Origin of the sequence: Conexibacter sp. SYSU D00693, assembly GCF_017084525.1 — a bacterium.
In the GTDB taxonomy this organism is placed as follows: domain Bacteria; phylum Actinomycetota; class Thermoleophilia; order Solirubrobacterales; family Solirubrobacteraceae; genus Baekduia.
Window position 1 is genome coordinate 480,879 of the sequence record NZ_CP070950.1, and the last position, 14,440, is coordinate 495,318.

At 75.8% G+C, this 14,440-nt stretch carries 14 protein-coding genes; 11 read left to right on the forward strand and 3 right to left on the reverse strand.

The window, feature by feature from the left end:
* The first annotated feature begins 16 nt into the window (after positions 1 to 16).
* From JUB12_RS02475 to JUB12_RS02500, 6 genes are all read left to right on the forward strand, one after another.
* The gene (locus JUB12_RS02475; protein ID WP_205698033.1) at positions 17 to 427 is read left to right on the forward strand and encodes a transcription antitermination protein NusB; all 411 of its coding nucleotides are present in this window, start codon (positions 17 to 19) and stop codon (positions 425 to 427) included.
* Positions 424 to 627 carry a hypothetical protein gene (locus JUB12_RS02480; RefSeq protein ID WP_205698034.1) on the forward strand — a complete coding sequence of 68 codons (204 nt, stop codon included), beginning with the start codon at positions 424 to 426 and terminating at the stop codon, positions 625 to 627. The genes JUB12_RS02475 and JUB12_RS02480 overlap by 4 nt, the downstream gene beginning before the upstream one ends.
* Entirely contained in the window at positions 627 to 1,508 is an 882-nt protein-coding gene (locus JUB12_RS02485; protein WP_205698035.1) for a polyprenyl synthetase family protein, read from the forward strand. The genes JUB12_RS02480 and JUB12_RS02485 overlap by 1 nt, the downstream gene beginning before the upstream one ends.
* Positions 1,505 to 3,460, forward strand: a complete 1,956-nt coding sequence (gene dxs, locus JUB12_RS02490) for a 1-deoxy-D-xylulose-5-phosphate synthase (RefSeq protein ID WP_205698036.1) — start codon at positions 1,505 to 1,507, stop codon at positions 3,458 to 3,460. The genes JUB12_RS02485 and dxs overlap by 4 nt, the downstream gene beginning before the upstream one ends.
* Positions 3,461 to 3,470: 10 nt before the next feature.
* Entirely contained in the window at positions 3,471 to 4,424 is a 954-nt protein-coding gene (locus JUB12_RS02495) for an alpha/beta hydrolase (RefSeq protein WP_205698037.1), read from the forward strand.
* A 74-nt stretch (positions 4,425 to 4,498) separates the two neighbouring features.
* Positions 4,499 to 5,305, forward strand: coding sequence for a penicillin-insensitive murein endopeptidase (locus JUB12_RS02500; RefSeq protein ID WP_205698038.1), 807 nt, complete (start codon positions 4,499 to 4,501; stop codon positions 5,303 to 5,305).
* On the opposite strand, the gene JUB12_RS02505 is transcribed toward JUB12_RS02500, so the two are convergent.
* Positions 5,298 to 6,545 (reverse strand): MFS transporter, encoded by a 1,248-nt coding sequence (locus JUB12_RS02505; protein WP_205698039.1) that lies wholly within the window; start codon positions 6,543 to 6,545, stop codon positions 5,298 to 5,300. The two genes, JUB12_RS02500 and JUB12_RS02505, sit on opposite strands and share 8 nt — an antisense overlap.
* Positions 6,546 to 6,642: 97 nt before the next feature.
* Between JUB12_RS02505 and JUB12_RS02510 the strand changes: the two genes are divergently transcribed.
* Entirely contained in the window at positions 6,643 to 7,221 is a 579-nt protein-coding gene (locus tag JUB12_RS02510; protein ID WP_205698040.1) for a TetR/AcrR family transcriptional regulator, read from the forward strand.
* Between the two features lie 117 nt (positions 7,222 to 7,338).
* Here JUB12_RS02510 and JUB12_RS02515 read toward each other — a convergent pair whose 3' ends face one another.
* Positions 7,339 to 7,704: an SPW repeat protein gene (locus JUB12_RS02515; protein WP_205698041.1), complete on the reverse strand. Its 366-nt coding sequence runs from the start codon at positions 7,702 to 7,704 to the stop codon at positions 7,339 to 7,341.
* A gap of 229 nt (positions 7,705 to 7,933) precedes the next feature.
* On the opposite strand from JUB12_RS02515, the gene JUB12_RS02520 reads away from it, so the two are divergent.
* From JUB12_RS02520 to JUB12_RS02535, 4 genes are all read left to right on the forward strand, one after another.
* Positions 7,934 to 8,299, forward strand: coding sequence for an STAS domain-containing protein (locus JUB12_RS02520; RefSeq protein WP_205698042.1), 366 nt, complete (start codon positions 7,934 to 7,936; stop codon positions 8,297 to 8,299).
* A 14-nt stretch (positions 8,300 to 8,313) separates the two neighbouring features.
* Positions 8,314 to 9,138 carry a TlyA family RNA methyltransferase gene (locus tag JUB12_RS02525; RefSeq protein ID WP_205698043.1) on the forward strand — a complete coding sequence of 275 codons (825 nt, stop codon included), beginning with the start codon at positions 8,314 to 8,316 and terminating at the stop codon, positions 9,136 to 9,138.
* An 11-nt stretch (positions 9,139 to 9,149) separates the two neighbouring features.
* Complete coding sequence (locus JUB12_RS02530; protein WP_205698044.1) at positions 9,150 to 9,995, forward strand: NAD(+)/NADH kinase; 846 nt, start codon at positions 9,150 to 9,152, stop codon at positions 9,993 to 9,995.
* A 90-nt stretch (positions 9,996 to 10,085) separates the two neighbouring features.
* The gene (locus tag JUB12_RS02535) at positions 10,086 to 11,828 is read left to right on the forward strand and encodes a DNA repair protein RecN (protein WP_205698045.1); all 1,743 of its coding nucleotides are present in this window, start codon (positions 10,086 to 10,088) and stop codon (positions 11,826 to 11,828) included.
* Between the two features lie 737 nt (positions 11,829 to 12,565).
* Here JUB12_RS02535 and JUB12_RS02540 read toward each other — a convergent pair.
* Positions 12,566 to 14,380 carry an FAD-dependent oxidoreductase gene (locus JUB12_RS02540; protein WP_205698046.1) on the reverse strand — a complete coding sequence of 605 codons (1,815 nt, stop codon included), beginning with the start codon at positions 14,378 to 14,380 and terminating at the stop codon, positions 12,566 to 12,568.
* Between the last annotated feature and the right edge of the window lie 60 nt (positions 14,381 to 14,440).

Here is a 14,440-nt window from a genome sequence, read left to right on the forward strand (position 1 = left end):
CGCGGGCGCGTGGCGGGTGTCCCGACGCACTGACCAGCGCCGCGCGGCCGTCTTCGCGGTCTACCAGCACGACGTGACCGGGCGGGGGATCGACGAGGTCCTGGACCGCGGCGCGTCGGCGTTCACCAAGGCCCTGGCGCACGCGACGCAGGACCGCGCCGAGGAGCTCGACGCGGTGATCGCCCGCCACGCCAAGGGCTGGACGCTGGACCGCATCGCGCCGCTGGAGAAGGCGATCATGCGCGTCGCGCTGCTCGAGCTGCAGGACCCCGAGATCGCGCCCGGCGACACGCCGATCCCCCCTGAGGGCGCGATCGACGAGGCGGTCGAGACCGCCAAGACCTTCTGCGGCGCCGATGCGCCCGGCTTCGTCAACGGCATCCTGGCGGCGGCGCTGCGCGAGGTGCGCGAGGATGCGCGGCGATGAGCGAGCAGCGGCCCACCGAGCTGGACGGCCTCGTCGAGCGCCTCGAGCGGGCCGCTGAGCAGCTGCGCACCGGCGACCTCAGCGCCGACGCCGCCGCGGCCCTCGTCGAGCAGTGCGCGGTCCTCGCCTCCGAGGCCTCCGCGGAGCTGGAGCGCCTGGCCCGCGGCGCCGCCGCGCCCGGCCAGGACACGCTGCTCTAGTGCCCTACCCCGACGCGCTGCGCGAGGAGGTCGACCGCTACCTCGAGGGGCTGCGGTTCCCGTCGGTCGCGCCACGGACCGACGGCCTCGAGGAGGCGATGCGCTACAGCCTCCTGGCGGGCGGCAAGCGCATCCGGCCGGTCCTCGCGCTCGCCACCGCACGGGCGGTCGGGCTCGAGCCACGGGGCGTCCTGCCGCTGGCCGCCGCGATCGAGCTCATCCACACCTACTCGCTCATCCACGACGACCTGCCGGCGATGGACGACGACGACCTGCGCCGCGGCCGCCCCACCTGCCACGTCGTCTTCGGCGAGGACGTCGCGATCCTCGCGGGCGACGCGCTGTACGCGGAGGCCTTCCGCCACCTGCTCACCGCCCAGGACGGCGCGCCGGACCGGGTCCTGGCCGCCGCCCGCGAGCTCGCGGCCGCCACCGGCGTCGACGGGATGGTCGGCGGCCAGTACCTCGACGTGCAGGGCGTCGCCGAGACGCCGGAGGACCTGCGCCGCCTGCACGAGCTCAAGACCGGCCGGCTCATCGGCGCGTCGGTGGCGTGCGTACTCCTCCTGGCCGCCATGCCCGACGACGTCGCCCAGCAGCTGCGCCGCTACGCCGCCGAGCTCGGTGTCCTCTTCCAGATCGTGGACGACATCCTCGACGTCACCGGGACCGACGACGCCCTCGGCAAGCCCCAGGGCTCCGACGAGCGTCACGGCAAGCGCACGTACGTGTCCGAGTTCGGTCTCGCCGGCGCTCGTAGACTGGCGGGGGAGTGCCACGCTGCCGCCCGGCAGGCGCTGACGCAGGCGACCGACGGTCGCGACGGTGCCGCCGCCGAGCTCGAGCAGATCACGGACTTCATCTTCACCCGCACCTCATGACGCCCCTCCTGCCTCGCATCGACCGCCCCCAGGACCTCCACGGCCTGGACGAGGACCAGCTCCAGCAGGTCGCGCAGGAGGTCCGCGAGCACATCATCGACACGGTGGGGGAGATCGGCGGGCACTTCGGGGCCAACCTCGGCACGTGCGAGATCGCCGTGGCGCTGCACTCGCTGCTGGACTCGCCGCGCGACAAGATCCTCTGGGACGTCGGCCACCAGGCCTACCCGCACAAGGTCCTGACGGGCCGCCGCGACCAGCTGCCGACGATCCGCCAGTACGAGGGCCTCGCGCCGTTCTGCGCGATCCACGAGTCCGAGCACGACGTCATGGGCGCGGGCCACGCCTCGACCTCGATCGGCTACGCCGTCGGGCTCAAGGAGGGCATGCGCCTGAAGGGCGACGTCGACGCGGGCAAGGTCGTCGCGGTCATCGGCGACGGCGCCATGACGGGCGGCGTCGCGTTCGAGGCGATCTCCCAGGCCGGCGGTCTCGGGACGCCGTTCGTCGTCGTCCTCAACGACAACGGCATGTCGATCTCGCCGAACGTCGGCGCGCTGTCGCGCTCGTTCGACCGGGTCCGCCTCAACCCGAAGCTCTGGCACGCCCGCGAGGGCGTCGAGCACCGCCTCACCGAGCTCCCGGGCGGCATCGGCGCGGCGATCGAGCGCCTCGGGCCGCAGCTCAAGGAGTCGATCAAGTCCTTCTGGGCCCCCGGGCTCTTCTGGGAGGAGCTCGACTGGGCCTACACCGGCGTCATCGACGGCCACGACGTCCGGGCGCTGCGCCGCGCGCTGCGCGCCGCGCTCGACGCGCGGCGGCCGGTGGTGGTGCACGTCGCGACGGTGAAGGGCAAGGGCTTCGCGGCCGCCGAGGAGGGCGGCCTCGAGGGCATGGAGAAGTGGCACGCGGCCAAGCCCGGCTCCATCGCCAACCGCGTCCCCACCAAGGCCAAGCCCGCGTCCCCGGACGCGCCGCCCAAGCCGCCGCAGTACACGCAGGTCTTCGGCGACGCGATGGTCCGCGAGGTGCGCCGTGACCGGCGCGTCGTCGGCATCACCGCGGCGATGAACTCCGGCACGGGCCTGAACATCCTCCAGAAGGCCGAGCCCGAGCACTACTTCGACGTCGGCATCGCCGAGCAGCAGGCCGTGCTGTTCGCCTCGGGCCTGGCGCTCGAGGGGCTCAAGCCGGTCTGCGCGATCTACTCGACGTTCCTGCAGCGCGGCTTCGACCAGATCGTCCACGACGTCTGCCTGCAGGAGCTCGACGTCCTCTTCGCGATGGACCGCGCCGGCCTCGTGGGCGACGACGGCCCGACGCACCACGGCGTCTTCGACATCGCCTACCTGCGGCCGCTGCCGAACATCGTCCTGGCCGCCCCGCGCGACGAGGCGATGCTCGAGCACCTCCTGCGCACCGGCCTCGAGCACGCCGGCCCGTTCGCGCTGCGCTACCCGCGCGGCGAGGCGCTCGGGACGCCGCTGCCCTCGGCCGACGGCAGCGGCGTGCGCACGATCGAGGTCGGGACCGGGGAGGTGCTGCGCACGGGCTCGCGCGTCGCGCTCGTGGGCTACGGCAGCGGCGTGGCCAAGGCGCTCGAGGCCGCCGACCTGCTCGCCGAGCACGGCATCGAGGCGACGGTCGCCGACGCCCGCTTCGCCAAGCCGCTGGACCTCCCGCTGCTGCAGATGCTGGCGGCCGACCACGAGCTGCTGGTGACCGTGGAGGAGGGCGTCCTGCCGGGCGGCTTCGGCTCGGGCGTGCTCGAGGAGCTCCACGGGTCGGGCGCGAACGTCGGCGGGCTGCTGCGCGTCGGCCTCCCGGACCGGTTCGTCACCCACGGCAAGCCCGCGCTGCTGCACGCCGAGGTCGGCTTCACCGGCCGGGCGATCGCCCAGCGCGTCGAGGCGGCGCTGACCGCCGGCCGCGGCGCCCTGGCCGGCGCCTAGGCCGCCGCGCGTGGCGGCGCAGCTGCACCCGCAGGTCCAGGCGCTCGTCGACACCGACCCGGTCCTCGGCGACGGCTCCGAGCCGGGGCCGGCCGAGCTCGAGGCGCTGCGGGCCGGCTACCTGCAGGTGGCGCTCGAACGCGGAGGAGCGGTCGAGCCGGTGGCGCGGGTGGAGGACCTCGTCGTGCCGCGCCCGGACGGGGCCGCGAGCGTGCCGGCGCGCGCGTACTGGCCGGCGGTGCCGGCGCCCGGCGAGCCGGGCGCGATCGTCTGGCTGCACGGCGGCGGGTGGTGCATCGGCGACCTCGAGGGCGTCGACCGGGTGTGCCGGACGATCGCCAACGCGGCGGGCCACGTCGTGCTGAGCGTCGACTACCGGCTGGCGCCCGAGGCGCCGTTCCCGGCGGCGATCGAGGACGCCGACGCGGCGCTGCGCTGGGCGCGGACGCCGGGGGGCGCGCGGCAGCTCGGCGTCGAGCCGGAGCGCGTCGTGGTCGGCGGGGACAGCGCGGGCGGCAACCTCGCGGCGGTTGCGGCGCTGCACGCGCGCTCCGACGGCCTGCCGGCGGTCCGGGCGCAGCTGCTCGTCTACCCCGCGGTGGACCCGGAGATGGGCAGCGACGCCTACCGCGAGTTCGCCGAGGGCCCGCTGCTGACCGCCGCGGAGATGCGCACCTGCTGGCGCACGTACCTCGGCGGGCGGCCGGCCGACGACCCGGACGTCGCGCCCCTGCGCGCGGACGTCGCGGGGGCAGCGCCGGCCTTCGTCGCGGTCGCGGGGGTCGATCCCCTGCGCGACGACGGCCTGCGCTACGCCGAGCACCTCCGCGCGGCCGGCGTCGCCGTGCAGCTCAACGTCTTCGACGACATGGCCCACGGCTTCCTGCGCTGGGCCGGTGTCGTCGACCGCGCCCGCGAGCTCATGGGCTGGTTGGGCGAGCACGCCCGCGCGTCCCTGGCCTAGCCGGCCGGCCCGGCAGGTCTCAGACGCTTGCCGGGGTGGCGGGGTGCGGGGCGGCGCTAGCCTGCGTCGCCGTCGTGCGCGTCTCCGCCGCATGCCTCGCCCTCGCGGTGCTGCCGCTCGCCGGCTGTGCCCAGGAGGCCGCGCCCGCAGCCGTCGGGCCGGAGCGTGCCGCGGCCGCGGTCCCGCCGTCCTCGGCCGACCGCCCGCTGCCTGCGCTGCTCGCCGCGATGTCGTCGGCGACGGCCCAGGCCACGCCCCTGCCCGCGCAGGTCGTCAGGCCCCGCGCCCTGACGCCGCGCACGAAGGCGCCCGCGCCCGCACCCGCGCCGCCCGCCGTGCCGGGCGCGCCGGCGGGTTGGCAGTGGCGCTCGGTGTCGCTGGGCAAGCCGAACCGGGGCCGGCTGCGCCTGGGCGTCGAGCTGCCCGCCAGCGGCCCGCACCACCTCACCTGGGACGCGCCGCTGCAGCGCTCACCCAGCCGGCCGTGGCGGCGCTGGGGGACCGACCGGCTCGTCTGGACGGTCCAGGCCGTCGCCGCGTCCTACCGCGCCGCGCACCCCGAGGCGCCGCCGCTGCTCGTGGGCGACCTGAGCCGCCCGACCGGCGGCGTGTTCGACCGGCGCTACGGCGGCCTCGGCCACGCCTCGCACCAGAACGGCCGCGACGTCGACGTCTTCTACCCGCGCAAGGACCGGCTGCCGATCGCGCCGCAGCGACCTGCGGACGTCGACCGGCGGCTCGCCCAGGACCTCGTCGACCGGTTCGTCGCCGCCGGTGCGCAGTTCGTCTTCGTCGGCCCGCGACTCGACCTGAAGGGGCCCGAGGGCGTGGTGCAGGAGCTCGTCCACCACGACGACCACCTGCACGTCCGCCTCAGGTAGCCAGGGCCAGGCGGCGGCGCCGCTCGGCGATCGCCCCGGCGTAGGCGGCGACGCCCGGCACGAGGATCACCGCGCTGTAGACCACCGCGACGGTGTGCAGCCCCGCCGTGCTGACCGCCAGCCCGGCGGCGACCGCCGGGACGCTGAAGGCGAGGTAGGAGATGACGAAGGCCAGCGCGTAGACCTCGCCGCGCTCGGCCGGCGTCGCCAGCCGGGCCAGCGACCCGAAGCCCGCCAGGGCCGAGGCGCCGAAGCCGATGCCCGACACGAGCGTCCCGGCGCCGGCCACCACCGCGCTCGAGGCCTCGAGGCCGACGATCGTGATCGCGACGCCGGCGGTCAGGAAGGTGGCGGCCAGGCCGAGGACGTCGCGCGGGTCGCGGCCACGCAGGGCGAAGGCGACGACGCCGCCGGTCGCGCAGAGCAACGCCACGACCACGCCGCCGGTGAGCCGGCTGTGGAGCCCGAGCTCGGCGGCGGCGACCGACGGCCCGAGCGACATGTAGAGCCCGCCGAGCGCCCACGAGGCGACGAGGCCGGGCGTCAGCGCGAGCATGTCGCCGCGCAGGTGGGCGGGCAGGCCGACCCGGGGACGCAGCGACGCGCGGGCGCCGGCGCGCTGCGGCGAGGTCTCCGGGGTCGCGAGGACGAGCACGAACGACACGACCATCAGCCCGACGAGGACGAGCCACACGAGCGTCGTGGGCGCGGGCGCCCACTCGACCAGCAGCCCGCAGCCCAGCGCGCCGGACGACAGGCCGGCCATGGGCGCCACGCCGTTGACGACGCCGCCGCGTCCGGGCGCGTGCTTGGGCTGGAGGTCGATGAGCATCGCGCTGAGGGTGCTGAGCGCGGCGCCGGTGGCCAGGCCCTGGACGATCCGTGCGAGGAACAGCGCGCCGACGCCGTCGGCGACCGCGAAGAGCACGAGGGAGACGACCTCCAGCGCGATCGCCCCCAGGAGCACCGGACGGCGGCCGACGTGGTCGGACAGCGCGCCGACCGTCAGCAGGGAGGCGAGCAGCGCGAGCGCGTAGACGGCGAAGACGTCGGTCAGGACGCTCGAGGAGAAGCCCCACTGCGCCTGGTAGACGGCGTAGAGCGGCGACGGTGCGGCCGAGGCGGCCGGGAAGGTGACGGCGGTCACCGCGGTCGCCCAGAACGCCGGGCCGTGCGGCATCCGGCGGAGGGTCGGCACGGTGCGCAGGCGCGGGGCGACGGTGGGGGAGGTGGCGCTCATCGGTCCGGTCGTTGAGGGGACTAAACGCAACGTGGATTGCGTTCTGCTGCACCGTAGCAGCCCTAACGCAACCGCCTTGGCGTTACGATGGGCAGCGATGTCCTCCACCCTCGGCAGCGAGCCCGTCCGCGCCACCCGTCCCGGCGGGCGCTCGGCGCGCGTGCGCGCCGCGGTCCACCGCGCGGTGCAGGAGCTCCTCGCGGAGGGCGGCGTCGAGGCCGCGACCGTCCCGGCGGTCGCCGCCCGCGCGGGCGTCGCGCCCACCACCGTCTACCGCCGCTGGCGCAGCGCCCCCGAGCTGCTGGCCGACGTCGCCGTCAGCCGGCTCACCGGCGGGCTCGTCGTCCCCGACACCGGCAGCCTGGCCGAGGACCTGCGCCGCTGGGCCCACGCGGTGCGCACCGACCTCAGCGACCCGGACTCCCTGACGCTCCTGCGCACCCTGCTGGGATCGGCCGCCCTCGGCTCGCCGGCATGCACCGCCTGCCTCGAGGACCGCCGCACGCAGCTCGCGGCGATGGTCGAGCGCGAGCGCGAGCGCGGGGGCGAGGCCCCGGACGCGGAGGTCCTGCTCGAGACCCTCCTCGGGCCCGTCTACTTCCGCGCGCTCTTCGACGAGGGCCCGATGGACCCGCAGCACCTCGACGCGCTCGTCGACCGCGTCCTGCGGACCTGACCCGGCCCAGGAAGTGAGAAGGCCCGCCTTGTGGGCGGGCCGTCTCAGGGGAGGAGAGGTACTGCTATGTGATGTATGTCCCGGCCAGAGGCCGGTGATCGCTGAGGGAAGTCTTGGCTAGGCGCGCAGGCTGTAGCGCGTCGTGAGGTTGAGCGAGAGCTGGACCAGCGCGAGGAGCGTCATGGTCAGCGCCGCGTTGGCGTCGCCGTCCAGGCCGACCACGATGGCTGCGCCGAGCAGACCGACCGTGAGGCCGTAGTCGAAGGCGTGGTGCGTCGCGACGGGCAGGGTGCCGCGCGCACCGGCCGGCTCCGCGGACGCCGCCGCGAGGGCCAGGCCGACCGTCATCGCCCCGACGAGCACGGCGATCACGGTGGCCGGCGCCTCGAACCCGAAGAGGAACGGCGCAGCCATCGTGAACAGGCCCATCAGCAGCTCCAGCGCCCCGTGGACGGGGAGCGGGATGAGGCGGAAGGCGGTCATGACGCGGCCCATGGTCGCCCCGAACCTGCGTTCGCTCTGTGAGCGTGGTCACACGCAACGCGCTGCCGCACATCACGCGCTGGTTGCGGCCGTCGGCCAGACCCGGTATCCATGGTGGGGAGAGCGACCTCCGTGTCAGACGGCGCGGGGTGCGGGCTTGCAGAGCAGAGCGGCATCGGTGCGGCCCGTGAGGGGGACCGACACGGCGCCCTCGACCGCCGAACCCGCCATGACTGCTCCCCCTGGTCCTCATCCCTTCAGCAGCTCCGCGTCCGCGCAGGACGGCGCCCCGCAGCTGCGCTTCGCCGGCGAGTTCGACCTCGCCGCGCTCGACGACGCGCGAGCGGCGCTGCAGGCCGCGATCCGCGAGGCCGACCGCCGCGAGGTCCTCCTGGACCTCGACGAGGTCACGTTCCTCGACTCGTGCGGCCTCTCGCTGCTCATCCGCGCACGGGCGGACGCCCTGCGCCGCGGTGGCGGCCTGCGCGTCGTGGCGCTCAGCGAGCCCGTCCGCCAGCTCCTGGAGCTGACGGGGACGCTCGAGCTCCTCGCGGGCGAGGCGGGCAGCGCCGACGGCGTGACGCTCGCCCGGTAGCCTCGCCGCCCGCGATGGCGGGCAAGGTGCGCCTGGACGCGCTGCTGGCCCAGCGCGGGCTGTTCGAGTCGCGCTCGCGCGCGGCGGCGGCGGTGATGGCGGGCGACGTGCTCGTCGGTCCCGGTCGCGCGCGCGCCGAGAAGGCCGGCCAGCTGGTGGCCGAGGACGTCGAGCTGGCGGTCGCCGAGCGGGTGGCCTACGTCTCGCGCGGGGGCGTCAAGCTCGCCAACGCGCTCGACGCGCTGGGCGTGGAGGTGGCGGGCCGGCGCTGCCTGGACGTCGGCGCGTCGACGGGCGGCTTCACCGACTGCCTGCTGCAGCGCGGGGCCGGGCACGTGGTCGCCCTCGACGTGGCCTACGGCGAGCTGCACTGGTCGCTGCGCACCGACGACCGGGTCACCGTCGTCGAGCGCCACAACGCCCGGGCGCTGACCGCGGGCGACCTGCCCTACGCGCCCTCGCTCGTGGTGATGGACGTCTCGTTCATCTCCCTGGCCAAGGTCCTGCCCGCGGTGCTCGGCGTGGTCGCGCCCGAGGGGTTCGACGTCCTGGCCATGGTCAAGCCGCAGTTCGAGGTCGGCCGCGAGCGGGTGGGGCGCGGCGGCGTCGTGCGCGATCCGGCCCTGCGGCGCGAGGCGGTCCTCGCGGTGGGGGCCGCCGCGCGGGAGGCGGGGGCGGCCGTCCTCGGCCTGGCGCCGTCCGGGCTGCCCGGGCCCAAGGGCAACCGGGAGACCTTCCTGTGGCTCGGCGAGGACGGCCGCCCCGGCGCGCTGGACGCCGGCGCGCTCGCGGACGTCGCCCTGGCCGCGGACCCGGATGCGGCCCCCTCCGACGGGTAGGGTCGCGCCCAGTGCGTTCGGCCACCGTCCTGACCCACCAGCGCCCGGAGCAGGTCGCCGGCGTGCTCGGCGACCTCTGCCGCGCGGCGGTCCGCAGCCAGGTCCGGCTGCGCTTCGACGAGGAGGAGGCGGCCAAGCACGACCTCTCCGCCTACGAGGGCTTCGAGGTCGGGCCGATGCGCGACGACGTCGACCTCTGCCTCGTCCTCGGGGGCGACGGGACGATCCTGCGCGCGCTGCGGCGCTACGCGGGGACGGGCGTCCCGGTCTTCGGCGTGAACTTCGGCGAGGTCGGGTTCCTGGCGACGATCGACCCCGACGGCGTGCAGGAGGACCTCGAGCGCGCGCTCGAGGGCGACTTCGAGGTCCTGACGCTGCCGGCGCTGGCGGTCGAGACGGGCGACGGGCGTGAGCTGGCGGCGATCAACGACATCTCCCTGCACCGGCGCGTGGGCGAGCGGGTGGCGCAGCTGGCCTACGGGGTGGGGGACGAGGAGGTCGGCAGCGTGCGCTGCGACGGGCTCGTGGTCTCCACGCCGGCGGGGTCGACGGGCTACAACCTCGCCAACGGCGGCCCGGTCATGGCGTGGGGCGTGGAGGGCTACGCGGTGTCGTTCATCGCGCCGCACTCCCTGACGGCGCGGGCGCTCGTGGTGGCGCCGGACGACGAGCTGACGATCTTCAACCGCGGACGCGAGGAGGTCGACGTGACGGTCGACGGGCGCCCGGCGGGGACGATCGGCCCGGACGGGTCGATCACGGTGCGCTTCGTGCGCGAGGCGGCGGACCTGGCGCAGGTGCCGGGGTCGTCGTTCTACCGGCGACTGCGCCAGAAGTTCGGCCGCCTCGCGGCCTAGACGGGCGCGTGTGCGCCATCTCGTGCACGACTTCGTGCACGAACACGCGTTCGCGCCGTTCCGTCCGCGGCGCCTGGTTGCATCGCTCGCGTGCTGCACGAGCTGCGCGTCGAGAACCTCCTCCTGATCGAGCGGGCCGAGCTGCGGCTGGCGCCCGGGCTGAACGTGCTGACGGGCGAGACGGGTGCGGGCAAGACCGTGCTGGCCCACGCGCTCGACCTCCTGCTGGGCGGCAAGGCCAAGACGGGCGTCGTGCGCCCGGGCGCGGCGGAGGCCTACGTCGAGGGCGTCTTCGAGCTCACCGAGGCGCTGCGCGAGCTGCTGGGCGACCGGGTGGCCCCGGACGCGGAGGAGCTCGTCCTCGCGCGCCGCGTCTCGGCCGAAGGGCGCACACGCGCGTACCTCAACGGCCGTTCGGCGCCGGTGGCCGACCTGCGCGAGGCGGCCGAGGGGCTTCTGAGCTTCTACGGCCAGCACGAGCACCGGCGGCTCACCCTGGCCTCCTCGCAGCTCGAGCTGCTGGACGGGTTCGCGGGGCCGGCCCAGGCGGCGCGGCGCGCGGCGTGCGCGGCGGCCCATGCGACGGCCCGGCGCCTCGAGGGCTCGCTCGACGAGCTGCGCGAGCGGGCGGGGGCGCGCGAGCGGGAGCTCGACCTGCTCGAGTTCGAGCTGCGCGAGATCGAGGACGCGGGCCTGACGGAGGGCGAGGAGGCCGAGCTGCAGGCGCGCCGGTCGCGCCTGCGCCACGTCGAGGCGCTGCGGGCCGCGGCGCTGGGGGCGGCCGAGGCGATCGGGGCCGAGGACGGCGGGGCGGTCGTGGCGCTGGCGGGCGGCGGCGCGCTGCTCGACGGCGTCGACGGCGTGGACCCGGCGCTCGACGCGCTCGCCGTGCGCTGGCGCGCGCTGGCCATCGAGGCCGACGACCTGGCCGGCGAGCTGCGCCGGCTGGGGGAGGACCTCGTGGACGGCGAGCCCGGTGAGCTCGACCGGGTCGAGGACCGCCTCGGGCTCTACGACCGCCTGTGTCGCAAGCACGGCGGGAGCGTCGCCGCGGTCCTCGCGCACGCCGACGCGTGCCGTCTGCGCCGGGACGAGCTCGACCGGGCCGAGGTCGCGCTCGAGGAGGCGACGGCCGCCCTCGACGCCGCCCGCGCCGAGCACGCCCGCGTGGCGGCCGAGCTCCACGAGGCGCGCGCCGCGGCCGCCGGTCCGCTCGCCGAGGCCGTGCGCGAGCGTCTGGCCGAGCTGGCCATGGATGGCGCCTCCTTCGAGATCGCCCTCGGCGCCCGCGAGCCCGGCCCCACCGGCACCGACGCCGTCGAGTTCCTCATCGCGCCGAACCCCGGCGTCCCGCCGGCGCCGCTGCGCGAGACCGCCTCGGGCGGCGAGCTGTCGCGGGTCATGCTGGCGCTCACCGCGACGGCCGCGCAGTCCGCGGCGGCCGCCGCCGCGAAGGGCGGCACGGGGGCGAAGGGGGCCGCCAAGGCCGGCACCGCCACCGGCACCCCGGTGACCACCGCGGGCGGCGCGACGCTGGTCTTCGACGAGATCGACGCCGGCATCGGCGGTCACACCGCCCGCGCGGTCGGCGAGCAGCTCCGCGCGCTCGGCGAGGGCCGCCAGGTCCTGGCCATCACCCACCTCCCGCAGGTCGCCTCGCTCGCCGCCCGCCACTTCTCCATCGAGAAGGACACCTCCGTCGAGCCCGCGCGCACCACGGTTCGCACCCTCGCCTCCAAGGAGGTCGTCGGCGAGCTCGTCCGGATGCTCGGTGCCGACGAGACGGACATGGCCGCGCGGCGGCACGCCAAGGACCTGCTGCGAGCGGCGTAGGCGCCGCACGGGTGGCCTCATCGCGACCCTGAGGTTGACCGCCACAGACGCGGTCAAGCCCAGGGTCACGGGCGCCGGGGTGGCGTTCCGTGCGGGGCGGGGGTGATGGTCGGGGCGTGGGCTGGTTCGGCAGTGAGGGAGGGGAGGGTTCGGGCGGGGGTGGCGTTCCGTTCCGGGCGGGGGTGGTGGGCGGTCGGTGGCCATCGAGCCCACACCGATCGCCACGAGCCTGAAGTTGAGGTCCGCCCAGGACCCGAACTTCAGGGTCATCGACGCGCGGGGCCCCAAGTCCGAACCGGCCCGCACTTCGGCCCGGATCGACCGTGACCCTGTCTTTCCCGGTCTCCCACGCCGGAGATGACAGGGTCACGGATGCGGGGTCCGGATCGACCGCCCGCCGCCGCGTCCGAAGGACCGCCCACTGCCGTCGGCGTTCCGGGCGCGCCCCGAGGGGAACGCCTGCGCGGTTCGCCCGGTCTGCCTCGGTGCCGGTCAGCGCCCGCTGCGCCAGCCATTCCACGCCCGAGGGGAACGCCTCCCCGGCTCGCCTCCTCTGCCTCGGTGCCGATCAGCGCCCGCCGCGCCAGCCACCCACGCCCGAGGGGAACGCCACCGCCGCCGGCGCCTTCCCTCCTTCCGTGCCGATCAGCGCCCGCCGCGCCGACCCCCGAACGCCGGAGCGGCGCGCCGACAACGCCCGCGCAGCACCCCGCCCCGCCGCGCCAGCCACGAGCCGCTCACCCCACGTCCAGCACGTTCGCCTGCCCCGCCCGCCACCGCTGACGGTCCAGCGCCTTCAGCCCCGCGAACTCCGGCGGGTCGAGCAGCCGGAACTTCTTCGCCGGCCTGGCCTTGGACCCCGAGGCGTCGAGGATCGCGTTCGCCGCCTCGCGACCGGACTCGTTGGCGCCCTCCATCGTCGCCAGGTCGATGTCCGTCTGGACGTAGTCGCCCGCGAGCAGGAGGTTCGGGATGGGGGTCCGGGCCGTCGGGCGCTTGTCCCACGAGTCGACGGTGTTGATGAGCAGCGGGTCGTCGTTGCGGTGCTCGCCGCGGCGCTTGACCCACGCGATGCCCGGGTCGAGGAACCACGAGTGCAGGGCGCTGTCGGGCAGGACGGTCCGGCCGTCGTCGTTGAGGTGGGCCTGCATCTGGGCCCAGACCTCGCGGGCGACCTCCTCCTTCGTGCACCGCCGCGCGGGCTTGCCGAAGAGGATCCCGTCCGTGCCCCAGTCGCTGACGTCGACCGAGAGGCAGTCGACGACGGTGCCGTCGCCGTAGTCGCGCGTGAACCGGCGCTCGCCCCAGAACTGGCCCTGCGTGAGGCAGGTCAGCGCCCACGGCGCGTCGACGAACGTCACGTGGCCCCGGATGAGGTGGACCGGCTCCTTGAGGAAGAACTGGATGCCGTTCATCCAGTCGACCACGAGGTCGTCCATCGCCTCGAGGTGCGGTGCGGCGCGCAGGACGTCGGGCGACCAGAGCTTGCGCGCGCGTTCGGCCGGCAGGGCGCAGACGTACCAGTCGGCCTCGACCGTCCGGCGCACGCCCTTGGCGTCGCGGACCCGCACGCCGGTGATGCGCCCGTCACGGACGTCGAGGCGCTCGACGGTGTGGCCGACCGCGAAGCGCACGCCGTGCTTGCCCGCCAGGAGGTCGATCCAGGGGTCGATCCACGCCTCGTTCGTCGGTGCGTCCAGCACGCGGTCGGGCGCCCCGTCGGCGCCGCGGCCCATGAAGTTCAGGACGAACGCCTCGGCCATGTTGCCGATCGTCCGGGTGCTGGCGATGCGCTCCTTCGCCGCGACGAGCGCGCGCGTGAGCCCGGTGGCGACGACCTTCTGGTACTCCGCCGACCGGCCGTCGGCGTTGACGAACTCCCACCACGAGGTGCGCTCCCACTGGCCGAACCGGCGCTCGTCGCAGCTCGTGACGAAGACCAGGAGCCGCTCGACGAAGTACAGGAGCTCGTGCGGCGGGACCGCCTGCTGCTTGAGCAGCTCCTCGACCAGCACGCGCCGCAGCCCCTCGACCGTCAGCGCCTGGCCCGGGTCGGGCAGCAGGCCGAAGAGCGTCGCCTCGGCGCGGCCGCCCGCGCGCGTCGACCGCGTCTCCATCGCCGGCACGAGGTTGTCCCACACGCCGTTGGCGTTCCCGTCGACCGGGATGCGCCGCATCGTGTCCGGGACGTGGTGGTAGAAGCCGGGGAAGAAGCGGAAGCCGTGCTCGCCGGGCAGGTCGCGGCGCCCGCCGGTGCCCGTGCCGGGGACCGGGATCGACCGCGCCTTGCCGCCCAGCGCCTTGCGCTCGACCACCAGGACCTCGAAGCCGCGCTCGGCCAGCTCGTGCGCGGCCGCCAGGCCGGCCATGCCGCCGCCGAGCACGGCGACGCGCTTGCCGCCCGCCTGCCGCGCCCGGGCCCTCGACCGCCGCGAGCGCGACCGCGCCAGCGCCTCCGCGGGCAGCACGCCGCCCGCCGCCACCGTCGCCCCGGCTGCCGCCGCGCCGCGAAGCACCTCGCGGCGGGACAGCCCCTGCTGCTGCTCGTCCACCGCCCGACGCTAGTGCCGACGCGCCAGCCCGGGCAAGCTCGCCGCGCCACACCGGGCCTG